Here is a 24,616-nt window from a genome sequence, read left to right as displayed (position 1 = left end):
TTATAATTTGCAAACGTATTCTTTGAATTTTTTACCCCTGGTCTCATAATTCGGGAACATGTCCCAACTTGCGCATGCGGGAGAAAGAAGAACCGCATCGCCTTCATTTGCACTCTGAGTGCAGAACTCAAGTGCCTCTTCAAAAGTATCCTTAAATACAAAATCATTAAAGCCGTGCTTTTTGGCGCACTCTGCTATTTTCTCTTTGGTCTGACCGATAAGTACAAGGAGCTTAACTTTATCTCCGAAATTCTCGATCCATTCATCGTATTCACTGCCCTTGTCGTATCCGCCGCCGATAAGGATTGTAGGCTTACTCATAGCCTTTATTCCCTGAATTGCGGCATCGGGATTGGTTCCCTTGGAATCGTTGTAATAATCAACACCCCTCTTTGTGGCAACGAATTCAATTCTATGCTCAACAGCCTTGAAATTTCTGATAACTTCAAGAACAGTAGACATCGGAACGCCCATAGCAAGTGACATTGCAATCGCAGCCATTACATTTTCCACGTTGCAAAGTCCGACAAGATTCATATCGTGGATATTCATGACACTTACGGCATTTCCCGCTGTGCTCATGTAAATCTCGTCTCCGTCAAGGAAAAGACCGTCCGATAACTTTTCTTTTGTTGAAAAGAAAACCACCTTGGCGGGACATCTTTTCCCGAAATCTCTTGTATATTCATTGTCATAATTAAGAACGCAGGTATCGTCCTTAGTCTGATTGTTGGTGATGTTCTCCTTCATCGCAGCATAGCATTCCATTGTATGATGCCTGTTGAGATGATCGGGTGTAACGTTTAATATGGCAGATACATTCGCATGGAAATTATCAACCGCCTCAAGCTGGAAAGAGCTTATCTCTCCGACCGTAACGGATGAATCATCCATAAGAAGTGAGCTCTCCGCATAGGATACGCCGATATTTCCGACAACGTATACCTTTCCGAAATGAGCCTTCATGATATCGCCGACAAGTGTTGTAGTCGTAGTCTTTCCGTTTGTACCGGTAATAGCCACAACCTTGCCTTTTGCAAAATTATATGCAAGCTCTATCTCGCTCCAGATAGGAATATTCTTTTCTTTAATACGAAGTACGGTTGGTGAATCAAGAGGAACAGCAGGACTTGGAACAACCAAAACAAGCTTGTCAAGAACCGCATCGCTTATTTCGCCTACGATTATTTCTGTCTTATCTCTGTCCTCTTCGTGGAGCTTTAATCTGATGTCTTCTTCTGATAAAGACTTGTTTTCTTCAAGTACAACGGGTTTAGCACCCACTTTGTTTAAAAGGTTTACCGATCCGACACCTGATAATCCGGAGCCGATGACCAATACTTTCTTGTCAATAATATCGCTTGTTTTCATTTCTTTTACCTCAAATTACAGTCCAATATATGCAAGCAGGCACAAAAGAATTGTGACTGTTGTAAACACGTTAACGACCTTAGTCTCTGACCAGCCGCCCTTTTCAAAATGGTGATGAATGGGTGCCATTCTGAATATTCTTTTTCCGTTAGTAAGCTTAAAGTATGATACCTGAAGCATTACGGAAATAACCTCAAACATATAGATGAATCCAACAATCGCTATGAAGATCGGCATCTGAAGAACATATGCTATTCCCGTAACGAAGCCACCGATAGCCAGTGAGCCGGTATCGCCCATCATAACTTTTCCGGGATATACGTTATATACAAGGTAGCCCAAAAGAGCTCCCAGCATTACACAAGATAACACCTGTGCTCCGTCGCTTCCGTATGCTATTGCCGCAACTCCGAAAAATCCGGCAATTACAGCCGTAACCGATGCACACAAGCCGTCAACACCGTCCGTAAAGTTGGTTCCGTTTGCTGTTCCGATCGCGATAAAGAACATGATAGGGATATTCCAGAATCCGAAATCAAGCATGATATCCGTAAAAGGAACTCTCATTGCAAGCGAAAGGTCCGTACAACTCTCAATATAAAAAGCAAAAGCCATAGAAACAACGAACTGGCCGAGGAACTTCTGCCAAGCTCGCAGTCCCAAATTGTCTTTTTTAACTACTTTGATGAAATCATCAAGAAATCCCAAGAATCCAAATCCGAATGTAAGAATGAGAACGGGTATAACTTCCTTATGAGTGGGTGCGTAAAAAAGCCCTACTACCAAAAGCGGAAGGAGAAAGATAATTCCTCCCATTGTAGGTGTTCCTGTCTTTTTCTGATGGGATGCAAGTCCCTCTTTTCTCTCAGTCTGTCCTGCCTTGAGCTTTCTAAGTTCATTTATGATAGCAGGTCCTGTAATAACAGCTATCATAAATGACACGACCACAGGAATAAACGTTCTCAAAACATAGCTACTCACAATAAAACCTCACAAAATATATAAATCACTCACTACTCTTTCCTTCGGAAGCCTCCGCTGTAGGCGCTCCCGTGAAATCAGGCAAATCATCCCCGCCCATTTCATTTCCGTTTTCGGGGTTAACAAGATTACCTGTGTTCGGGTCAATATAATACCCTGTTGTCTCGTCTACGTCAAATGACTCCCAAATATTGGTGTCATCTTTTTTCTCTTCTTTCTTGTCTTTCTTCTGCTTTTCGGCATCTTCTTTCTTTTCGTCGGCTTTGCCTTCTTCAGAAGTTCCTTCCGCCTTTTCACCCTCGGAATTTTCACCATCGGGATTTCCGTCTTCGGCTGCAGCTCCGTCTTCCTGATTGGGCTGTGTCGGAGTTACCATATTGGCACGGATCTCATCAAGCTCAGCCTGCTCCTTATCACTGATCTCCTCTGTCATAGGATAATTAAGATAAGGAAGCGCCTCAGTAAGAACTCTCTTAACGATCCATGTTGCGTTCTTGGCATCGTCCTGCATAGGTACGTTAGGTCTGTCCACAACAACATAAATAGCAATATCGGGGTGATCCGCAGGTGCATAACCCATGAACGATACAACGTACTGTCTGTTTCCACGAGGAAGGGTCTGCGCCGTACCTGTCTTACCGCCTATCATATATCCGGCAGGTCTTGCAGTTTTACCTGTACCTTCTTCACCCGCCACAACTTTGTTGCAATACTGAATGATCTTTTCCGATGTACTCGGAGAAATAGTCTGCCTAAGCACTCTGGGCTCTATATTCTTAATAGTCGATCCGCTGCTTGAAACAATCTTTTTTACTACATGAGGTTCGTAATAATAACCACCATTAATAAGTGAAGAAAAAGCAGTGATCATCTCAATCATGTCACAGTTATAGTTCTGTCCGAAAGCATTGGTCGCAAGGTCTGTTGATGTCATATTACTTGCCGCAATTGTAAGCCCCTCTGTCCTGAACTCACCGGCAAGATCAATATTGGTCTTAAGGCCAAAGCCAAACTGTCTCTGGAACTTGGTGAAGTTTTCTTTTCCTATAGCCTGCGCTTCATGCATAAGCGCTACGTTACATGAAATCTCAATCGCACGTTCAACGGAAACATCGCCGTCACCGTATGTATTATGGCAGTGAATCTTCCAGTCGCCGATCTCCAATGAACCGTTGCAATTATAGTGCTCATTACCGGAAAGCGCTCCGATTTCGAGACCTGTAGCGGTTGTAAAAGGCTTTGAGACAGATCCCGGCTCATATGTGTCACTTATACAATAATTTTTCCAAAGTGCATTTAGCTGTCTGTACGTTTCCTCATCAGAAAAATCTGCGATCATCTCCTCTGTCATATAAACGCCGGAGTCAAAAACAGATTCGTTCTCCAGAACCAAAAGCTTTCCTTTTTCATCCACCATGGGCATTCCGATAAGTTTGGATGTATCTCTCGGATTGTTGAGGTCATAGTTGGGATAGCTTGCCATGGCAAGGATATCTCCTGTATGAATGTCCATCATGATACATCCGATATTATTGGCGCCGTTTCCCTGACGAGCCTTGTTGGCATGCTCATCGTTGTACTGCTTGACGTATTTCTCAACGATTGTCTGAAGATTACCGTCGATCGTAGTTACAATGCTGTCTCCGTCAGTAGCGGGGATGGTTGTTCTCTCCAAAGTGGAGTCTTCATCAAGATATCCGAACTCTCTTCCAAGAGTTCCGCTGAGCGTATCGTTGTAATACTCTTCAAGCCCGTAAGTTCCTATATTATCGCTCGTTGTAAATCCGATAACATCACACGCCATCGTTCCGTTGGGATACTTTCTTATATAATTATCCTCAAACCAGACGCCCTGGATATTCTCATCGTAAGTATCGCTTCCGGGAGTCATAAGATCCTGGAAAGGCGCAACCTGGTCATACTCGATCTTCTTGGCCAAAGTATAGTACTGGGATGTCGGATGCTCGCTCAGATAATTTCTGATCTCGCCTCCGTCAAGCTTGAAGTATTTAACAAGGGCATTGACGGTCGGATCAACATACTTATCGCTTCTGAGAAGGAGCTTGGCATCAAGGATAACGTTATATACCTTCTCGCTGTAAGCAAGAATTGTTCCGTTAGAATCCTTGATCTCTCCTCTTCTGAAAGGAATAGTCGTCGAATCGTATTGCTGCTGTGAAAGCACCTGTTTCTCATACTCTTCGCCGTTATTCTTGGTTATCAGAATAAGTCTGACTCCTAATCCAACGAAAGCCAGTAGCACTATCACAAATAGCACTACCAGCTTTTTCTTCATTCCTATAGTAAATTTCTGTTTATTAACACGGGAATTCTGTTTCATTTTAAAAAGCGTTTCCTTATTACTTACTATCGGCCTGCGGTATCGGTGCAATCTGTCTTACATAATCGTTACCGCCGCCGTCGGAATATGTGACTATCTGACCGTCGGTCGCATATGTCATGCCATATTCCTGTATGGCTTTACGCTTAACTTCCTCAAGGTCCACGTTGCCATTAGCTCTATTATACGCTTCATCGTTGTCCTGTTTCAAATTATTTAATTGACTCTCGAGTGCTGCTATATTCTTGATGCTATTGGTCACATGAGACTGAAGCGAAATATACCAAGCAAGAGTACCGACCATAAGAACCATGGCAAGTGACAAGAATATAAGATATCCAAGGCTCATGTGATGGCGTCTCTTATGCTGATGTAAAGGATCGTGGACATGAACTCTTCTGCGCTCGTATGCAGGTGCGTTATTAAATTGTCTTGCTGCGTTACCGCGTACGTACTGTGCCATGTTCTCTCTCCTTTCCATATATGATGTCATGCCTTTTAATACGTATTTATCTTAGTTACCGTGATCACTGTGCTTTCTCGAATACTCTTAACTTCGCACTCTGTGATCTTTTATTTTCCGAAAGCTCTTTTTCACTCGGAAGAATGGGCTTTCTTGTGATTACTTTTCCTTTTGAAACATTTCCGCATACACAGACCGGAAATTCCGGCGGACACGTGCATGGATTCTCGTTCTTTTTAAAATTGGTCTTGGTTATGCGATCCTCCAACGAATGGAAAGTGATAACACACAACCTTCCGCCCGGATTAAGGAAATCTATGAATCCGTCGAGCGAATCCCTGAGAACATCAAGTTCTCTGTTAAGTGCGATCCTGAGCGCCTGATACGTTCTCTTGGAAGGATGGCCTCCCTTTTCTCTCATCTTGGCGGGGATTGCCGCTTTGATGATATCGTTAAGCTGAAAAGTTGTTTCTATGGGAGCCTTCTGTCTTGCCAGGCATATATGCTTGGCTATATTCTTGGCGAATTTATCTTCGCCGTAATCCCTTATAATATGAAAGATCTCAGTCTCCGAATACTCGTTGACTATATTGCCGGCAGTAAGTGTCTGCCTCCTGTCCATCCTCATGTCGAGCGGAACATCTTCTTTATAAGTAAATCCTCTGTCAGCGTTATCAAGCTGATAAGATGAAACTCCAAGGTCAAGTATTATGCCGTCAACGCCTGTAACTCCAAGCTCTTTAAGTCTGTTTACTGCATTCTCGTAATTATCTCTTATGATGGTTACTTTATCTCCAAACTCGGACAATCTCTCGCTTGCCGCCTTTATCGCATCGGCGTCCTGATCCGTACCGTACAGATGTCCATTGTCCGACAATCTGCTAGCTATGTGGTAGGAATGTCCTCCGCCGCCAAGCGTTCCGTCGAGATATACCCCGTCGGGCTTAATATTCAGATTTTCCAGCGATTCCTCAAGAAGCACCGAATAGTGTTTGAATTCCATCTATATATCCTTACGATCTGCCATTTACACAGCTTAGATGCTCAAGCCGTACTCGCTCATCTTAGCCGCTATTCCATTTATATCTTCAAAAGAGCTTGCTTTCTCCCACTCAGCCTTACTCCAGATCTCGGCTCTGTTTCCGACTCCGGCGATAACAGCCTCTTTCTCGATACCTGCGTGCTGTAACAGATTGGCGGGAATAAGTATTCTTCCCTGTTTATCCGTCTCAGCGTCAATGGCTCCGGCGATAAAGAAACGTCCCAACATACGAGCCTCAGGCTTGTCCATGGGCAGTGATTGAAGCTTTTCTTCGAACTTGTCCCAACCTTCCTGAGCGAACACAAAAAGGCAACCGTCAAATCCCTTGGTAACCACAAATTGCTCACCAAGGAGTTCACGGAACTTAGCAGGAATTATGAGTCTTCCCTTGGCGTCAATGGAATGACTGTATTCGCCTCTGAATGCTGTTCCCAATTCTTTTCTACCACTTTCAACCACTTTTTAACACTTTTTACCACTTAACCCCATTATAGACTATAAATTTTTATTTAACAACCTTTAATTTGAAAAAATTTCGTAAATTCAAGTAGGTCTTTCCGAAAATAAAAAAGAGCCGGCCTCTTAAAGAGGTCGACTCTTTTTAGATCATCTCTATTCTGTTAATCGTTCTTTTCTACATCATCTTCAACCGAAGCTTCGATTTCATCAACTTTTTCTGCTGAAGCTTTAGGTTTAATGAACTTTCCTCGCACAAGGATCTCACATACAACCGCAAACGCAACACATACAATAGCGAGCGCCATAGATACGGGAATATGTGTGCCTGCAATATACAAGCGGTCTGTTCTCACGAATTCAATCCATGCTCTTCCGAGGCCATAGCCTCCAAGATACAAAAGAGTCATCTCACCGTCAAACTTCTTACGCTTAATATATAGAAGCAATATTATAAGAAGAGCTACATTCCAAAGTGATTCATAAAGGAATGTGGGACTGACCTGAACATAGTTGGTCGCAGTGCTCATATGCTCTCTCATAAGCTCCGAAACATCACTTGCTCTTACCATTTCAAGGGGAAGTCTCATTGCAAAAGGTCCGTTGGTATATTCTCCAAACACCTCTCTGTTGGTGAAATTGCCCCATCTTCCGATAGCCTGTCCAAGCACAAGTCCCGGCATGATCGTATCCGTATAGCGAAGGAAGGATTTCTTTTTAATCCTCGAATAAATAAATACCGTAAGGAATCCCGCTATTACTCCGCCGTAGATCGCAAGTCCGCCGTTTCTTATATAAAGAACGCTTATCGGATCGTTCTTGTAAGAATCCCACGCAAACAGTACGTAATAGATTCTTGCTCCTATTATTGAAAAGACAATAAGATAGATCGCAAGATCCCAGTATTCATCGGGATTCTGATCGGTCTTTTTTGCAAGCTTTGCTATAAGAAGAAGCGCGAATAAAAATCCGCATCCGATTATGACTCCGTATAAAGCTATCTCAAATCCGAATACGCTAAAGCTCTTTGGCACATTGCGAAGATAAATGTTGAGATTGGGAAACGCAATGTCCATTTTTTCCATCATGTCCGGCATATCAGTCTCTCCCTTTTACATCAGTCTTTATCAAACGTTGAATCTAAAGAGGATAACGTCGCCGTCCTGAACAACGTACTCCTTACCTTCCATACGAACAAGGCCCTTTTCCTTGGCAGCTGCGATTGAACCCTCGCGAAGAAGATCCTGATAGTTGATAACTTCCGCCTTGATAAAGCCTCTCTCAAAGTCAGTATGGATCTTACCTGCAGCCTGAGGAGCCTTGGTTCCGATCTTGATGGTCCAAGCTCTTGTCTCATCCTCACCTGATGTAAGGAAGCTCATAAGTCCGAGTGTCTTGTAGCTTGCAGCGATGAGCTTATCAAGTCCTGATTCGGAAAGTCCCATGCTCTCAAGGAACTCAGCCTTCTCATCCTCATCAAGCTCAGAGATCTCGGCTTCGATCTGAGCGCTGATAACAAATACTTCGCTTCCTGATTTTGAAGCGAGCTCTCTAACTGCCTTAACATAAGGATTGGAGGCTCCGTCGTCAGCAAGGTCCTCATCCTTAACGTTGGCAGCGTAAATAACAGGCTTCCATGTAAGAAGATCGAGTGTGTTAATAAACGCCTTCTCCTCTACATCATCCACTTCAAGTGCACTTGCCATCTTGTCGGCTTCAAGAACCGCTTTTATCTTATTTAAAGTCTCAAGCTCTTTTGCCGCAGCCTTATCCATTCTAGCTGTCTTGGAAACCTTGGCGATTCTTCTCTCAAGAACCTCAAGATCCGCAAAAATAAGCTCTAAGTTAATTGTCTCTATATCACGAGCGGGATCTACACTTCCGTCTACGTGTACAACGTTGGGATCCTCAAAACATCTTACAACATGCACGATAGCATCAGTCTCACGAATGTTGGCAAGGAACTGGTTTCCTAGTCCTTCGCCCTTGGATGCGCCCTTTACAAGTCCCGCAATATCAACGAACTCGATCGTAGCGGGAGTTACCTTCTTGGAATGGTAAAGGTCTCCGAGCTGCTTAAGTCTGTTATCCGGAACGGCAACAACGCCCACATTGGGATCAATGGTTGCGAAAGGATAGTTCGCAGCAAGCGCTCCTGCATTTGTAAGTGAATTGAAAAGTGTACTCTTTCCGACGTTCGGAAGTCCGACGATTCCTAATTTCATTTTATATAAATCTCCTTAAAAGTTATCGTTCTTTTTGCATAAAAAAGCCCCAAAACAGTGTAAACTAATCGGGGCTAAAAAGCAAATACGATTTCTGCAATAGTAATAGTAGCAATTACAAATATTTTTTTAATCCTTCCGGATCCTTGAAAACGTTCTCCAATACATTGGTCAAAACAGTTGTATAGCTCTTTCCAAATTCTTTCGCGATTTTGACTGTACCATTTGAACTAAAATTTTATGCCTTTTCTTCAGACTCTATGTCCTAGATCGTGATTCAATCTTTGTGAAAATCAACGGTGCAAAATAGAACAGGCAAAAATACATGATCAAGTTCTGTACAAATGCCGAAAGCCACGAAACAGGCAATGGTGAGGAAACAACGGAAGCCATTATTGCTGCCACAAAATAGAGGGCAATCCCAATCACTGCCCTTATGATTCTGCGTGTCACACTTAGATTGTCTGTGGTGAAGACAACATACTTTTCTTCCAGAATCCAGGCTGTAAGAAATCCTATAGTCAATCCTGCTTTGCTTGCAAAGGAAGATATAGATCGCATAGGGTCATATAGTATGTCACCTGCGGCATTATAATCAACAGGGTAATCTTTCAGGCACACAAATATCATAGCAACAGCTGTTACCGCAACTGTTATACAGTAGAAAAGCAGGCGTTTCTTCTCAGAGCCCTCTACCCTTTTCTGGACAAAGCCTGCCAAAGCAATTCCAATCACAGCCACAAGCATACCCACCAGTACATCCTGCGGTGTGTGAACCCCAAGATAATTTCTGGAAAAGGCAACCAGAAGAACCAGACAGATGCATATAATGGAGATCACTTTCTTTTTACGATACACATATGCGACGGAGCCAAAGGCCGAAGCACTTCCCTGGGTGTGACTACTTGGGAAAGAATAATCTCCTGCGCCTTCAATCGCTTCAGCTGTAGGTTTAATAAGTTCCGAACGAATCCAGGGTCTGTAGACGCAGAACACATTCTTCAGAAAAACGTTCACCAAGGAACCCATAGAAAGGGAAAGCCAGATAAATTCTCCCTTTTTCTTATCAACACAAAAGAAAATAAGCATCGGAATGAAAACGAGAAGAATTCCTCCTGCGGTATCTGTGATAAGCTGTATTAAATAATTAAACCACTCAGGAGCGCTCTCCCTAAGTTCCTGTAAATAAAGTAAATAATTAATGTCCAACCACATTACTCCTCTCAACAATTCATTTAACACCTTTATTTCCCTATTATATGCTTCGACTGTTTTAAACTATGCTGCATTATCCCATTTAAAAAGATAGTTCCTTATATGATATTCATGTCCACAACAACTTTAAAATACTAAAAGTTTTCTTCCATCTGATGCTGTTTATGTACTGATCTGGGCTTGCTTTAACTCATCAAAAATCAAATTACGCTCTAATGGTCTCCCGAAAATCGGGCACCATATCGGGCACCACGAGGGCACCATTTTTTTATGAAATATGTGAATCTATAACAAGTTTTATAGTAGATGAATTTTTTGTGAGTTCAGTATTCATGCGGCTTTATAGAGATTTATGACCTTTTATGGAGATTCATGAAAATAGGCTTCAAATAACAATGCCCAGCTTCATAATAATCTATCTCCTTTAAATCAAAACATTATCATAAAAAATAGCCCCAACAAGGCAAACTATATCTTACCATAGTTGGGGCTGATTTGTAAAAATATTATTGGACCGTAGGGAAGGGGATTGTGTCCCATTTCTTTAAAAACTTTTCCCATTCGGGCGTTTTTCTGATGAACTCCATATCCTCACTCTCTTTGTACTGCTTGAGCAAGGTGGCGATAACCATCTGAGACGCGCCCGGAGCTTCATTAAAGGTCATGTGCTCGTACAAACTTGATTTCGTATAATCTGTCATAGTATCAACGTTTTCAAATAACAAGTCCATGAGCTCAAGTGCCTTTTTAGCATCCTTCTTTTTGACCGCCAAGTTGAGCCTTCCGGCGTTCTTATGATACTCTCCCATCTCAAAAAGATCCGCAAGCGCGCTTTCTTTTTCTATTATCGCCTCTGCTTTCTCAAGGTTTCCGGTTTTGACAGCAACCCCATAAATCTCATAAAGCAATCCGCTTAAGGTCGGATAATTTGAATAAAGAACTTCTTCCAGCGTTTTATATGCTTCTTCATACTTGCCCGTTCCGGCATAAATTGTCGCAAGCTTTCTCTTTCTATCAGGATTCTGCTCCGAATAATACTTAAGACATCCTTCCGCTTCCTCATACTTTTCTCTGGTTATAAAGAATGAGTACAAGCCGTCCGCCGCCTGCATTTTAATCTTTTCATCATGGGTCTGCAAGAGATTTTCGAAAGAACTCTGAATCCATTCATCATACTTCTTCCTTTCCTTTCCGGTAAGGAGAAAAGACCTCGCGTTTAACAGCGTCGTAAGAGTAAGATTGAGGTTCTCTGCGTTAGGATACTCTCTTGCTATGTCCACGATTCTTTGGTAAACAACATCAGGTTTCTCCGTATTCAGTATTGCATAAATCCCGCCGATGATGTTTGCTTCCTCAATCTCAGTAAGATTCTCATTATATGAAAGAAGCTCATCAAGTGAAACGCCAAGTAATCTTGCTATAGGAGCTAAAAGAGCTATATCGGGCATAGATGCGCCGCTTTCCCACTTATTTACCGCGGGTGCGGTCACTCCGAGCCTGTTTGCCATTTCTTCCTGAGTCATGTTCTTTTCTTTTCTATATTTTCTTATAACTTCATTTATCTGCATAACTGTCTCCATTCTTTCCTTTTATATAACCGGTTATGACCCTCATTATATCTGTGCCGATAAAAAAGCGGTAGTGAACAGCTCTTAACATTAATTTAATTTTATTAACCTACGCTCATATTATAACACCGCCGTCTTTATGTCACAGTGATTTCCCAAAACATAAAAAAGTGCCGAAAGCTTACGCCTTCGGCACAATATCTTTTTCCTAATATTCTTTTATTATCCCTGAGTATATTTCTGAAGCTCAGTAATCTTGGCAATGATGCCGTCCATCGACTCTTTGAACTGATCGATAAGCTCAACGTTACGTGTACTTGCCTTGGCAGCCTCAGCAGAGCTTGCGCTTATCTCCTCACTGGTCGCAGACAATGTACTTGCACTGTCGACGATCTCGTTGTTGGAGCTGCTGAGTGATGAAATGTAATTACTGATATCGCCTATTGCGGTGCCAAGCTCAGCAAGCTTTTCCTGAATGAACTCGAATTTCTTGGAAGCGTTCTGAGTATATTCCGTCTCGCGATTAGCCGACTGTGAACTTGTGGTAGCGCAGTCCGCAACGGTATCGGCGTTGGCTGTAAGAACCTCGATGATACTTGTGATGTTCTCTGTCTGTTTCTTGGTCTGCTCGGCAAGATTTCTGATCTCATCGGCAACTACCGCAAAGCCCTTACCTACTTCGCCGGCTCTTGCAGCCTCGATACTTGCATTAAGAGCAAGGAGGTTGGTCTGTGAAGAAATTGAAAGGATAATGCTGGTAATTCCGCTAACATCATCGGTATTGGAACGAAGCTCGTCAGCAGCCTTCTGAAGATCATCTCCGGCCTTTCTGGCTTTTTCGGCTTCCTCAAACAAGGATTCCATAACACTCATACCTTCCTTAAGAGCTTCCGCAGCCTCTGCATTTATACCGTCAACTTTTTCGGCACTCTTCTTGGTATCATCAATGATATCCTGAATATCATGTGTCTGTACTGTCTGATTGGTGATCGCTTCAGCTGTATGCTGAGTTCCGTCCATGATATTGCTCATGGTCTCATCAAGAAGTGATGCGGACTCTCCGATTGTCTTAAGCGCATCGCTTATCGAAGCGGCGTCTTCAACTACGCTCTCCGCAACCTCAGTGATCTTACCTGTGATAGTCTTATTTTTATCCGAAACGGTAGTAACTTCATTAAGCGAATCGGTAAAGAATCTTGTAAGAAGGGTATGTCCTTTAACGATTGTTACCGTAGTAAGGATAGTTATTATCGTCTCGATCATGATAAGCTCGATATCTGCGGTAATATCTGCGGTAGAAGAGATTGTCAGGATTACACGAACCAAATTGGAAAGAGCAAATCCTATAACTCCGACCCTCACACTTAATTTATCAAGCGACATAAGGAACATGATAAGGAACGGGATCATGTATGGATATGTCGTTGCGGTGTTTCCACTGTTAAGCATCGCAAAGTAAACGACTGAATACGTGATTGCTACAAGTCTCATGTACTTCAGTCCGTTTTTGGCAATAAAATGATAAAGTGAATCCGCAATGAAAACCACAATAACAAGAACAAGCGGTAAAATTCCCATAATGGGAGGAAGTTCTGCAACCGCAAGCTGTGAGATTAGTCCGACTATAGAAAAAAATGTCGTAATTGCGTGAATGATAAAAAGAAGTTTACAAGTTCGCTTTAAGTGATTTTCCTGCATAAAAGAAGCCCTCCATAAAAAAATGTCCACACTAGAATTATATCACTCCGCAAACGCATTTTCGTATGTTTATAATACTTTTATAATTATACAAATCAGGTGTTTTACTATTAAAAATCACTCTCTGTTTACAACATATATTCCAAGACTCACAAGTGCAAGTGCAAGGACATACCAAATGCTGAGTTTATCCCATTCAGCAAGGAAAAACGCGGACAAAAGAGCCCCGAAGATCGGATTGGAAAATCCATATATCGTGACCGATGATACCGGGTTGTACTTAAGAAGAATCCCCCATAAAGAATATGCAACCGAGGATATCAGCGCCATGTAGATAATGAGAATAATTCCCATAGGATTTGTAAGATGTATACGGCCGCCTGCCATAAGTCCTATCATGACCATAGCAAGACCGCCTATCACGAACTGATAACCGCTAAGCGTTACAGGGTTTTCTTTTGCCGAAAACTCTTTTATCATGACCGATGAGATTGCATATGATACAGATGCGATCAGAATAAATCCTTCTCCGGTAAGCGCAAAACCCGCACCAATGCTTCCGCCCGAAAGACTCACTATTATAACGCCCGCCGTTCCAAGCACACATCCGATTATCTTAACGAGCGACAACCGCTCCTGTTTTCTTACAAGGCATGCCAGTAAGATTGCAAAGAACGTGCTCATTCCGTTGATTATCGAGGACTTCACTCCCGACGAGTGCGCAAGTCCGATGTAAAAGAATATATACTGCAGTATCGTCTGGAATACGCTCAGTACCCCTATCATCTTCCAAGATGTCTTTTTAGGAAAAAGAACTTTCTTCTGCAGCAAACTTCCGAAGATTATCGCAAGCACTCCCGCAAGCGAAAATCTTATTCCCGCAAAAAGAATCTGAGAAACGCTGTCCTGTGCTCCTATCTCAAACATCTTATATCCCGTTTTTATACTCGGAAAAGCGCTGCCCCACAAAAGGCAACACAGAACCGCCAAGAGGCACACTATTAATTTGTTTTGTAACGGATTTTTCTTTGTGTTCAAAAGCTTGGGCTCCTTTTTAGGTCTTAGGAAACGGGGTGGCATTCAATTATTTACAGTTTCTTTTCATAACACAGGAAATCCTGGTCGTACAGGTGGCACTCACCGACTTCATCAAAGCCAAACACCGCATACGAGCGGATCGCCTTGGTATTATGCTTCCCAACGAGTATGTGGATACCGTTGCAGCCGCGCCTTTTCAGCTCATCCATGCCATATTTAAGCATTATCCTCGCAAGCCCCTTGTTCTGCTCATCCGGCAAAACAGCCAGCCTCGCAAGCTCTCCCTCGGGTTCAAGCCTCTTATCCCAGCACGGAAGCTTATCCACTTCCTCATCTTCTTCAACCGAGATCGCAGCTTTAATCTTTCCCTCTTCTTTCAAAACAAAAAGTCCGTCGCGCGCAAAATCCGCATCAATCGTTTCATGCGAAGGATAATCCTCATCCCACGGGCACAGCTCTCTCCCTATCTGCGCCTTATAAAGCACCATTATCTCATCGCGATCTTCTTCCGTCGCCATAATAATCTTATAGTCTTTTTCCAAAATAGGTCCTTTCCCGGATGTTGTTATCTCATTGGAACAATAGTAAGTTTTTTCCCTAATGCCGCCAAAAGCTTTACAACCGTATCCAATTTAGGTGATGAAACGCCTGATTCAATCCTTGCTATAACAGGTTGCTTAACTCCCGATATTTTTTCAAGTTCTCTTTGACTCAGTCCAAGTTCTTTTCTTGCTTTGACAAGCTCACCCATCAGCGCAACCCTAAGATCACTTTCCGATATTTCTTCCGGAGTATATAATTCATTTCTGGCTTCTTCCCATGTTTTAAAATTGTCCTTCATTCTTTACCCCTTTCCAGATAATCTTATTATCCCCATAATAATTGCGGGGATGAGCTTGCTCATCCCCCACGTTATATTTCCAAAACCTCTTTGGTTGTCATTATTCTTTTACCCCTTCTGTTTTCCTGCGAGCCCCCAATTTTCAAGCGGTGGCTCGTTGATGATGATAAAAACATCAGTCTCTTTTACCCCAAGCTTGCTGCCTAGGTTATTCGTAATCGTTTCTATAGCGGCTTTCTTCTGCTCTTTTATTCTTCCGGGAAATAGAGTCAGCTCAATCAATAGAAAATCCTCGGTCTTGCCCTCCGGCAGCTCAAAGTTTTCTTTTTCTATCTCGATGATCCTCTGAAACCTGTCCCAGTCCTCAATGCCCAAAGCATCTACCAAACCGTCGTGAACGATATGCAAGATCTCTTTTTTATAATCAGGGCTTTTGTCCTTTATCATCTCAATTCTTACTAATGGCATATCGCACCTCATTTTCTTCGCGTTCCAAAATGGAACGCCACCCACTGCTCCGGAGTTCATTCATCTCACAAACAACTCCCCAACCGAATACAACACAGCTTTTCCGGAAATAACAACTCGGTCACCTTGAACTTTACACTCCAAACTGCCGCCTCGTTCTGAAGCTTGGTATGCATGAATATCATTTTTACCCAAGCGTTCTGCCCAGTATGGTGCTATCATACAATGTACCGAACCGGTTACCGGATCTTCATTTATCTTATCCTTTGGAGTAAAAAAGCGCGATACACAATCATACTCTTTTCCCTGAGCCGTCACACCTACTCCGTCCCCGTCAAGAAGCAGCACCTCGTCAAAATCAGGCTTCATCTCGCGAATTATCTTTTCATCTTCATATACCAGCAAAAGATCACGATCTATAAACGCCATACTTGGCTTATGTCCCATCGCCTTTGTCATCTGCTCATTAACAGGTATCTCGTTAAGCTTATATGCCGGAAAATCCATAACAATCTCATCCTGCTGCCTATGGATGAATAAATCTCCGCTCATGGTATGAAAAGTAAGATCACCTGCATTTTTCTCATAGAAATTAAAAAGAACATATGATGTCGCCAAAGTCGCATGACCGCATAAATTGATCTCTCCTCCCGGAGTAAACCACCTAAGATCATAACCATCTACGCTCTTAACGGTAAACGCCGTCTCGGAAAAATTATTTTCCTTAGTGATATTCATCATTAGTTCTTCCGACAGCCACTCATCAAGCACACATACCGCCGCCTGATTCCCATGAAAAAGCTCATCTGTAAATGCATCTACAATATATTGTTTCATTTCTCATCCTTATCCTTCGCCAAAAGAGATTTCAGCGCCTTGGCAAGTTCATCCGAAGGGACCGCGGATATCTTCTCGGCGTACTTGTTCTGCTTAAGCTCGATTTCTTTTAATTTTTTCTTATCTTGGTTCTTCTTTTCCATGATCGTTGCCCTCCTAAATACTAGGATTCAAACACTTTTTAATAGCTCATCCCACCTTAGCAATCTCATGATCGATCAGCTCATATATCCAATCGCCAAGCTCCGAGAACTCGTAGCCAAGGCTCTTCGCCTTACCGGTATCACAACTCATGTCATTTTGAAGGCCATTGTACGGAGCGGCGTCGCCGTCATTACTGTAAACTGCTGCCTTGCCCGTTTTCTTTTCAATGTAAGCTATAAGCTCGGAAATCTTGATCGTACCCCTAGAGCAGCCGTTAATCGGCCCACTCACTGCTTTGTCCGCCAAGAAAGCAAGGAACTCTCCAGCTTCTTTTTCATTGATAAAAGAAATCGCGAAGTCGCGATCATCCACATACATAGGAATACCATTCATTACATGCTCAACATAAAAGCGAAGTCTTCCGGTGTAATCGTTCTCTCCCATAACAACCGGGTATCTAACAAAGACGCTCTTATCCGCGTCCATATATTCATAGGCAGCTCTCTCAGTCTGCCTCTTGGACTCGCCGTAATCCTGCGTTCTGTCTGTCCAAACAAGCGGGTGCGCCGCCGCATCAAACTCTTTTTCATTTATGCAGGGCTTATCTTCCGCATAAACCGAGCAGGTCAACATCTGAATATACTTATCGCACTTTATATTGGGTAAAAGAGCTTTCACATCATTTGAACTGTATGCAATCTTGTCAATCACAACATCAAAGCTGCTGCCTTCGACAGCTCTTTTGACACTATCGGCATCCGTTCTGTCCATAATGATATGCTTGACGCCGCCTTTAAAGCTAAGCTCATTGTTGCCGCGTGTTGCGACCGTCACGTCGTGCCCTGCATCTATAAGAGCATTCACCATCGGAATGCCGAAAAATCTTGTTCCGCCAACTACTAATATCTTCATGTCTTCTCCTGCTCTAGCTAAATGGTCCATTATGCACTCTGTTCTTTTTTATAAATTTCAAATACTTTTCTATCTGTACATGCGGACGCGTCGATTATTTTCTGATAATCGATAGGCAATGCCTTACCGATCTGCTCAAACAAAAATGGTTTAAAACATCTATGCTCTGACATAATAAAGATCACATTGTTGTTCCCAACATCGACAGCAAGCCCCATGTCATCATAAAAAGGACCCATATCTGTAGTCAGAATTACCAGCTTCTCAACTGCCGACACGTCATAAACATATTCTTTTGAATTCACATTGGCGTGGATTTTATTATTCTCCATGTATAGTAAATCGTCATCCGTTTCCACACGTATTTGGTTTGTCATAGTTGTAATCACACTCTCTAATTATTTTTTGTCACAGCTCTTTTGCCATACATACCGCTCCTGACAAATTATCGTACGGCGGATATTTCTCTATTTTGCTGTAACCAAGCTTTGTATAAAGTCCTACAGCGTCTTCCATTATCTCTCTTGTCTGAAGAATTGTTCTTTTGTATCCAAGCTCTCGAGCTTTATCTTCAATTTATAAAACTCACCAAAATCCTTGTCACTTCCGTCCGTCCAGTTAAAAACTATGTTGCTCATTAAATTCCTCTTTCCTAAAATGTATTTCCTATTCTTCTTAAAAATAATGCTCCATAAGGCGGTCAACCCATTCCGGGACCGTAGCGTCTTTTTTATCATAAACCGGATAATACGGCTTTATATCAAGCACCGGAGTGCCGTCAACAGCATCAAGTCCCTTCACGACGAGCGTATCATCCGAAACCGAAACGATCTCCACGGAAGTCATACCGATCCTGTTGGGTCTGTCCTTACCTCTCTGGGAAAAGATACCTACAAGCGGCATGTCATCGCGGTTTTGCGGTCTTCTTTGTAAATGCTTTTCTTTTTCATACTTAGCCTTATCAAGGAAAAAGAAAATGATGGCGTGCGAAAAATCTTCAAGTCCCTTCAAGCCTGACACATACTCTTTTTCCAGAACAATACTTGAAGTATCCTCGCCCCATGAAACATCTTTTCTGTTCACAACATCATTTTGTACTTTGCCGATTGGTGTCATTACTATCTCAGTCATTGTAGTACCTCCACAAATTAAATCTCACTCCGCCCCTCTAAACGTATTGAACCACGCGCGCTCTTCGAAGCTCTTTTTCTCAGGGCCGGCGGGCTCACTCTCAGCGATACCGACAGGGAGAATGCACACGAGCTCATAGTCATCGGGGACGTTTAGGAGCTTAGCGATCTTATCGCCCAGTCTGTCGTCATCAGTGATATGCCCTTCAATCCAGCAGCTGTGGTAGCCAAGCTCGGTGATCGCAAGGAGCATGTTTTCGATAGCCGCGGAATAATCCTGAGTCGCAAAGCATTTGTCTCTGTACGCGGCTATCCTCTGCGTGAGAACACAGATCATCGCAGGCGCCGTTTCTGCGACAGGCGGTGTTACGACTGCATGAATCTTATCAAGGACTTCCGGGGCGTCGACACAGATAAGACTTGTTGTCTGCTTGTTACATCCGGAAGGAGCCGCAAGTCCGGCCTCCATTATTTTCTTCAGATCTTCGCGCGGAACCTTTACAGCTTGGTATTTTCCGCGATAGCTCCTACGTTTATTTATCACTTCAAAAAAATTCATAGCATTCCCTCCAAAATCGGACCACTCCCCCGTCCCCGGGTATACGTTACGCGTGCGTTATTTCCTGGAACATAAATGCATCTTCTGCGGTCTCGTCAAAGAACTTTCCTCTTACAAAAAAAGTTGTATCTTCTTCGAAAACCTCGCTTTTATCATACCCTGTCACATCATGCGGAGTAAAGCAAAGAACGGCATTCTTAATATCTTTTCCGAACGAAGAGATCACATCATCCAAAGGTGCGTTTCCGATGATCGCATGAAGGTTGAGCGTACCTCCGTCAATCTCAGCAATAGCGTAGCTGCTAAGCTCCTCGATATAGAATGTATTCTCCTGCATAAACTGAGAAAGATAAAACATATACAAACCAGAATTATTTACCATGTAAAGCTTGGCGTTCTGCTCGGTGCTATCCAGTATACGGACCATCTTATCAAAGTCGCTCTTTTCCGTCATTGGTACAAGCTTCGCCGTTCTGTCATTATCAATCTCTACCGCTTTGCTGTACCGATATTCCTTGCTCTTTCGAAAGCCAAACTTGGGATAAAAATCAACTACCGAATCATTGCCGTAAAGATAGATTCCGTCTACTTTTCCTTCGTATTCCTCAAGTATCTTTTCCATCAAAAGCCTTGCATAGCCTCTTCCTCTGTAATCAGGATCGGTCATAACCGTTCCCGGCTGTATCAGCTTTACAACCTTACCGTCATTGCTTAAGTCCCTCCGTCGTCAACACATATGTCTTTGTACATACTTCCTCGATGTACTTCCTGTCGTGCGAAATGCTGATGACCGCGCCGGGGAATGAAGCTATCATCCTGCGTATAACAGGGCCCGAAAGCGGCGAGAAATTTCGCGTAGGCTCGTCCAGAACAAGCACATTTGCATCGGAAAGACTCATCTTAAGAAGCAGCACTTTCGCTTTCTGCCCGCCCGAAAGCTCCCGAATCGGATGCTCCGTCTCATCTGCGGTAAACTTAAGCGAACCCAGATATGTCCTGATGCGCGTGCGTATCTCCTTATCACCGGTATCGTCCAAAAATTCCACCGGCGTTAAGTCAAGATCAAGCTCATCCTCATAGTTTTGCGGCATGTACTGAACCCTCAGATCACTCCTTGAAAGAAGCTCCTCCGCAATCAGCCTAAGAAGCGTAGTTTTCCCGACTCCGTTTGTTCCGACAATGCAGATCTTCTCAGGTCCTCTTACCCTTAAGAAAATGTCTTTTGCAAGCATCTTGGATCCGTCGGGCGCCATCAGCTTATCCAGTGAAAACTCAATAATCGTCTTGCCTTCCGGCATCTTCGAATTCTCTTTTCCCAGTTTGAAAAAGATCGCTTCCTCCTGCTCCGGCATCTTTGTCATGTTCTCATCCTGCCTTGAAAAGCGCTTCTCAATGGACTTTACCGCGCGCATCTTGTCTTTTAGCATCTTGCCGACTCCCGGCTCCTGCCTCGAAACACCTAAAAGCGCCCGCTCCACCTTGTCGTGTATCCTGTTGTACCTCTCATCGCGAAGCTTCTTTTCCTTGCGGTCGTTAATCGCCAGCTGCTCCTGCCTCTCAAAAGCCTCCGCCCTGTTCGCGATATAATGCTTGTAGTTGTCCTTCACAACCACGTAGCGGCTCCTGGTCTTTCGCATTATCTGCTCGATGTGGATTATCACGTTGGCAGTGTTTTCAATGAGCGTCTCATCATGCGAGATAAAAAGAACTATGTGTTTCCACCCATTTATCAATCTTTCAAGCAGTTCGAGCGTGCTTATATCGATGTCGTTGGACGGCTCATCAAGCAAAAGAACCGTCGGCTCGTCGATCAGTATTCTCATAAGCTGCGCCTTCACTTTTTCGCCGCCGGAAAGGCTTTTCATCTTTTGATCTGCGTAAAAGAAATCTCTAGTAACCCGAAATTCATTTGCAAGTTCCGAAAGCTCTTTTGGTGTCTTGTCAAAAAACAGTTTGGCTTCCGAAAAATATTCGTAAAGCGTTTTTTCTTTTTCCTTCTCAGGGAGCTCCTGCGGCAAATAGCCCAAGATCTCGCTTCCGAGTATCCTCTCGCCTTCGCACTCGGCGTATTCATCCGCAAGAAGCGGATCATATATCCATTTAAGGAGCGTCGATTTGCCGTTGCCCTCTTCGCCTATGATCACGGCCTTATCGCCGTCATTTAGAGTAAGATTAAATTTATCAAGAATTACCCGCAGATCTTTGCGATGCGTTATAGTTAAGTTTTTAATATTGAGCATGCGTCCTCCTGTCATGGCTGCCATTTACGGGTAGCAAAAAAGTCTATTTCGCATACGCAAAATAGACTCACACAAATAGGCCCACATAACATATAGGCAGGAAATGCATGATAATCCAAATTAAGCGTACACAAAACAGCCGCTGTAAGCAGCCTCATCAATACTGATAGTGTTCACCTAAACTGAATTATCTTCTGTACATTCTTTCACCTATGCGCCAAGCGCTCTTTCTTTTTTCTATACTATATCAATATGCTACATGATAGTCAAAACATTTTTCTTTATCATACATAACTCTAATTACATCTCGATCATCGCAGTTCTCATCCGGTTCGGTAATAAAATATCCATCTTCCGTAACGGAATTTTCGTAAGGATAACCCGCAAGATAAGCGTAAATATCATCGCCTTGCTTACTAAGGATCACACGATAATCATTCGTGATGGCATCATAATTTACATCCTGTGTCGTTATATAAAAAATACATTCATACACACCGTCAAAGTTTAGATCTGCATATGTTATATCCCGCTTTTCCGATGGTTTACCTGCATCTATCACACATTCTTTTAAAAGTTCACTAAACCGGATCTCTCCAAGGTCTTTGGCCCACCCAAGATTTACCACATTTATAACACTATCTTTTTCCATGATCTCCGTATAGAAATTTGGATTGTTATCCGGATAAGTATATTTCTTATTATTCTGCTTAGGTACATCGCCGCTTATAACTTCATACATCTCAAGCGGATAAAGATTATCACGTGAAAAAGCAGATACCAAAATTGCGCCGGGAACTACATCTTTTGCCGCTTTAAATTTGGTAATGGCCTCCCCTGTCTCCGGATCTTCATAAAAAGTAGTTCCGGAATATAACTCTTCTGTTGTAAATTCATTGTTATTTAAAGAGTATCGGGTATAATCTTCACCACCTGAAAAAGTCCAACGTAATATTATGCCGTTATCATCCGGATATGTCCAAATACCGGTGTGACTCGTATATAACACATCAATAAACTTGATCTCTCCGTCAGCAAATGTGTATACCCGCTTATGCGAATCCGCCTCTCCTAAGCCGCAGCACGCCAAAAGTTCCGGCGTACCGTCCTTGTCGATATCATATATCATGTATTCTTGAATAGGAGAACCGTCTTCATCCACTTCGTTAGTCTTAAGGAAGTCGGCATAGGCTTCCTTAAAATCGCTGTATTTTTTTCCTTCTACAGATGCTGTCACTTCCGACGATACTTCGGATGATGCTTCAGAAGGCGCTTCAGAAGGCGCTTCCGAAACAGCTTCGTTACTTTCTTCGACCGCGCTTATATTTTCGCCCACTGCTTTATCCCCTTTAGCACAGGCACATAGCGCAAATGCAATAATAATTGTTGATAAAAAAACTCTTTTCCTCATTCTCTTTTCCTTTTAATTTTATTTTTAGACAATATGTAATGACCTCCACTATGTAGCAACGTGGATTTTCCTGTATACTAAAGATGTTGAGTCAATGGTAACAGGGATTACCGCATACAAAGGGAGGTCACTAAATGAATAATACCACAGTTTACGTAGGAATGGATGTACACAAGGAAAGTTTTACTCTTTGTGATTATTTAATCGAAACAGAGAAGTCATCTCACACAAGGCGCACACCCGCTGATTACAAGGAAGTCCTTAAATATCTTGAATTCCTTAGAACTATCTACGGAAATGATACAAACTTTATATGCGGTTATGAAGCCGGTTGTCTCGGCTACACTTTATATCATCAGTTAACTGATCGTAACGTTAACTGTGTGATACTTGCACCTACCACCATGTTAGAACCACGTAGTGGTAAAAGAATAAAAACCGATAAACGTGATGCTGAACTGATTGGAAAGTGTCTTGCTCAGCACAACTACAGTCCTGTTTATGTTCCATCTGCTTCTGATGAAGAAACAAAAGAATTTCTTCGAATGCGGGATGATCATAAGCTAGCGCTTAAGAAAGTGAAGCAACAGATTCTTTCTTTTTGTCTTCGCCACGATTATCGATATGAAGGAAAAAACCACTGGACAGCAGCACATGTGAACTGGCTAAAATCATTGAAGCTTGAGTCTCTGTATAAAGAGATTCTCGATGAATATCTGCTGACCTATACAACTCTAAGTGATAAGCTTGAGCGTTTAGATAAACGAATAGAGGAACTTGCTTCCAAAGATGAATACAGAGAATCAGTTAAAAAGCTCTGTTGTTTCATCGGAGTTCAAACTCATACAGCGTTATCTGTACTAGTTGAAGTCGGTGATTTTAAACGTTTTGCTTCCGCCAATCAGTTTTCTGCATATCTTGGGCTTGTGCCTGGAGAAGATTCCAGCGGAGATGACAAGGCAAGGCTTGGTATCACAAAAGCTGGTAATCGTCATGTAAGGCAACTACTTATTGAATCATCACAGTCATACAGCAGAGGCCAAATAGGTTATAAATCAAAAGTACTTAAAGCGCGCCAGACTGGTAACACACCTAAAGTCATCGCATATGCTGATAAAGCTAATGAAAGGCTCAGAAGAAAGTTCTACAAAATGGTTCTTGGTAAGAGCAAGAAACACAATGTAGCTAAAACAGCAGTAGCAAGAGAACTTGCATGCTTTATGTGGGGTATGATGACCGATAATATAGCATAATCAGTTATAACATCGCGTTTCCGATATCAAGGCCGAGCCGCCAAGGGCGGTGCTTCGCAGCCTTGACATCTTCACCCCGCTGTTATAGTTCGTAATCAAGCAGATGTAAGATGGCTTATGCCATTTACATCTGGCCATAACAAGTAACAACTGAAGACATCTTGAAAGGGCTTCGGCCATTTCAAGGTTCGAGCTATCTACGAGACCACTATGTCGGCACAGAGAAATCTGTGATCCACGCTGTTAGAAGGTAGAGCTCACGGCGGACCATTGACCTGTCGGTAACCAATCCACGTATATCAGAGTGGCCAATGCCGGGAACTGATACTCCGAGGCTCTTTCAAGGTGCCTTCAGCAACAATTAAATAAGTTTGTGGTGATCCCTATCATTTTTTGCTTGACAGGAGGTCATTACATATCAGC

General features: G+C 42.7%; 26 protein-coding genes. 1 reads left to right on the top strand and 25 read right to left on the bottom strand.

The features are described from left to right. The 25 genes from murD to BM377_RS13610 form a co-directional block, all read right to left on the bottom strand. Complete coding sequence (gene murD, locus BM377_RS13720; protein WP_092249709.1) at nucleotides 1-1,371, bottom strand: UDP-N-acetylmuramoyl-L-alanine--D-glutamate ligase; 1,371 nt, start codon at nucleotides 1,369-1,371, stop codon at nucleotides 1-3. Nucleotides 1,372-1,386: 15 nt separating this feature from the next. Continuing rightward, the gene (gene mraY, locus BM377_RS13715; protein WP_092249706.1) at nucleotides 1,387-2,352 is read right to left on the bottom strand and encodes a phospho-N-acetylmuramoyl-pentapeptide-transferase; all 966 of its coding nucleotides are present in this window, start codon (nucleotides 2,350-2,352) and stop codon (nucleotides 1,387-1,389) included. A gap of 25 nt (nucleotides 2,353-2,377) precedes the next feature. Next, entirely contained in the window at nucleotides 2,378-4,693 is a 2,316-nt protein-coding gene (locus BM377_RS13710) for a peptidoglycan D,D-transpeptidase FtsI family protein (RefSeq protein ID WP_092249703.1), read from the bottom strand. 19 nt (nucleotides 4,694-4,712) lie between these two features. Beyond that, entirely contained in the window at nucleotides 4,713-5,156 is a 444-nt protein-coding gene (locus tag BM377_RS13705) for a cell division protein FtsL (RefSeq protein ID WP_092249701.1), read from the bottom strand. Between the two features lie 64 nt (nucleotides 5,157-5,220). Then, nucleotides 5,221-6,159: a 16S rRNA (cytosine(1402)-N(4))-methyltransferase RsmH gene (gene rsmH / locus BM377_RS13700; RefSeq protein WP_092249698.1), complete on the bottom strand. Its 939-nt coding sequence runs from the start codon at nucleotides 6,157-6,159 to the stop codon at nucleotides 5,221-5,223. Nucleotides 6,160-6,192: 33 nt separating this feature from the next. Then, entirely contained in the window at nucleotides 6,193-6,657 is a 465-nt protein-coding gene (gene mraZ, locus BM377_RS13695; protein ID WP_242948182.1) for a division/cell wall cluster transcriptional repressor MraZ, read from the bottom strand. 161 nt (nucleotides 6,658-6,818) lie between these two features. Beyond that, nucleotides 6,819-7,751 (bottom strand): prolipoprotein diacylglyceryl transferase, encoded by a 933-nt coding sequence (gene lgt, locus BM377_RS13690; RefSeq protein ID WP_242948181.1) that lies wholly within the window; start codon nucleotides 7,749-7,751, stop codon nucleotides 6,819-6,821. Nucleotides 7,752-7,781: 30 nt separating this feature from the next. After that, a complete protein-coding gene (ychF, locus tag BM377_RS13685; protein WP_092249692.1) occupies nucleotides 7,782-8,879 on the bottom strand; it encodes a redox-regulated ATPase YchF in 1,098 nt (365 codons plus the stop codon). Nucleotides 8,880-9,137: 258 nt separating this feature from the next. Further along, nucleotides 9,138-10,094, bottom strand: coding sequence for a phosphatase PAP2 family protein (locus tag BM377_RS13680; protein ID WP_092249689.1), 957 nt, complete (start codon nucleotides 10,092-10,094; stop codon nucleotides 9,138-9,140). 506 nt (nucleotides 10,095-10,600) lie between these two features. Continuing rightward, nucleotides 10,601-11,662 (bottom strand): helix-turn-helix domain-containing protein, encoded by a 1,062-nt coding sequence (locus tag BM377_RS13675; RefSeq protein WP_177223895.1) that lies wholly within the window; start codon nucleotides 11,660-11,662, stop codon nucleotides 10,601-10,603. Between the two features lie 222 nt (nucleotides 11,663-11,884). Next, nucleotides 11,885-13,360 (bottom strand): methyl-accepting chemotaxis protein, encoded by a 1,476-nt coding sequence (locus BM377_RS13670; RefSeq protein WP_092249683.1) that lies wholly within the window; start codon nucleotides 13,358-13,360, stop codon nucleotides 11,885-11,887. A gap of 117 nt (nucleotides 13,361-13,477) precedes the next feature. Further along, nucleotides 13,478-14,398 carry a DMT family transporter gene (locus BM377_RS13665; RefSeq protein ID WP_242948180.1) on the bottom strand — a complete coding sequence of 307 codons (921 nt, stop codon included), beginning with the start codon at nucleotides 14,396-14,398 and terminating at the stop codon, nucleotides 13,478-13,480. Between the two features lie 50 nt (nucleotides 14,399-14,448). Then, nucleotides 14,449-14,940, bottom strand: coding sequence for a GNAT family N-acetyltransferase (locus tag BM377_RS13660; RefSeq protein ID WP_242948179.1), 492 nt, complete (start codon nucleotides 14,938-14,940; stop codon nucleotides 14,449-14,451). Between the two features lie 23 nt (nucleotides 14,941-14,963). Continuing rightward, the gene (locus tag BM377_RS13655) at nucleotides 14,964-15,239 is read right to left on the bottom strand and encodes a helix-turn-helix domain-containing protein (protein ID WP_092249657.1); all 276 of its coding nucleotides are present in this window, start codon (nucleotides 15,237-15,239) and stop codon (nucleotides 14,964-14,966) included. A 108-nt stretch (nucleotides 15,240-15,347) separates the two neighbouring features. Further along, nucleotides 15,348-15,767 (bottom strand): tautomerase family protein, encoded by a 420-nt coding sequence (locus BM377_RS13650; RefSeq protein ID WP_207646917.1) that lies wholly within the window; start codon nucleotides 15,765-15,767, stop codon nucleotides 15,348-15,350. Beyond that, entirely contained in the window at nucleotides 15,768-16,544 is a 777-nt protein-coding gene (locus BM377_RS13645) for a PhzF family phenazine biosynthesis protein (protein ID WP_092249655.1), read from the bottom strand. Continuing rightward, complete coding sequence (locus tag BM377_RS16365) at nucleotides 16,541-16,687, bottom strand: hypothetical protein (protein WP_177223894.1); 147 nt, start codon at nucleotides 16,685-16,687, stop codon at nucleotides 16,541-16,543. The genes BM377_RS13645 and BM377_RS16365 overlap by 4 nt, the downstream gene beginning before the upstream one ends. Before the next feature lie 46 nt (nucleotides 16,688-16,733). Continuing rightward, nucleotides 16,734-17,600 carry an NAD-dependent epimerase/dehydratase family protein gene (locus BM377_RS13640; protein WP_177223893.1) on the bottom strand — a complete coding sequence of 289 codons (867 nt, stop codon included), beginning with the start codon at nucleotides 17,598-17,600 and terminating at the stop codon, nucleotides 16,734-16,736. Between the two features lie 29 nt (nucleotides 17,601-17,629). Further along, nucleotides 17,630-17,932, bottom strand: coding sequence for a hypothetical protein (locus tag BM377_RS13635; protein WP_242948178.1), 303 nt, complete (start codon nucleotides 17,930-17,932; stop codon nucleotides 17,630-17,632). A 183-nt stretch (nucleotides 17,933-18,115) separates the two neighbouring features. After that, nucleotides 18,116-18,238 (bottom strand): hypothetical protein, encoded by a 123-nt coding sequence (locus BM377_RS16635; RefSeq protein ID WP_278290814.1) that lies wholly within the window; start codon nucleotides 18,236-18,238, stop codon nucleotides 18,116-18,118. Between the two features lie 37 nt (nucleotides 18,239-18,275). Next, nucleotides 18,276-18,731: a tRNA (N6-threonylcarbamoyladenosine(37)-N6)-methyltransferase TrmO gene (gene tsaA / locus BM377_RS13630; RefSeq protein WP_092249646.1), complete on the bottom strand. Its 456-nt coding sequence runs from the start codon at nucleotides 18,729-18,731 to the stop codon at nucleotides 18,276-18,278. 24 nt (nucleotides 18,732-18,755) lie between these two features. Beyond that, a complete protein-coding gene (locus tag BM377_RS13625; RefSeq protein WP_092249644.1) occupies nucleotides 18,756-19,289 on the bottom strand; it encodes a nitroreductase family protein in 534 nt (177 codons plus the stop codon). A gap of 46 nt (nucleotides 19,290-19,335) precedes the next feature. Next, complete coding sequence (locus BM377_RS13620) at nucleotides 19,336-19,956, bottom strand: GNAT family N-acetyltransferase (RefSeq protein ID WP_177223892.1); 621 nt, start codon at nucleotides 19,954-19,956, stop codon at nucleotides 19,336-19,338. Between the two features lie 37 nt (nucleotides 19,957-19,993). Continuing rightward, complete coding sequence (locus BM377_RS13615) at nucleotides 19,994-21,529, bottom strand: ATP-binding cassette domain-containing protein (RefSeq protein WP_092249638.1); 1,536 nt, start codon at nucleotides 21,527-21,529, stop codon at nucleotides 19,994-19,996. 247 nt (nucleotides 21,530-21,776) lie between these two features. After that, entirely contained in the window at nucleotides 21,777-22,865 is a 1,089-nt protein-coding gene (locus tag BM377_RS13610) for a hypothetical protein (RefSeq protein ID WP_143104516.1), read from the bottom strand. A gap of 209 nt (nucleotides 22,866-23,074) precedes the next feature. Between BM377_RS13610 and BM377_RS13605 the strand changes: the two genes are divergently transcribed. Further along, on the top strand, nucleotides 23,075-24,193 hold the full coding sequence (locus tag BM377_RS13605; RefSeq protein WP_092246871.1) for an IS110 family RNA-guided transposase: 1,119 nt from the start codon (nucleotides 23,075-23,077) through the stop codon (nucleotides 24,191-24,193). The last annotated feature ends 423 nt before the right edge of the window (nucleotides 24,194-24,616 follow it).

The sequence above is a fragment of the Butyrivibrio sp. INlla21 genome (genome assembly GCF_900116875.1).
GTDB lineage: Bacteria > Bacillota > Clostridia > Lachnospirales > Lachnospiraceae > Butyrivibrio.
This window is presented reverse-complemented; position numbering and strand designations above follow the sequence as displayed.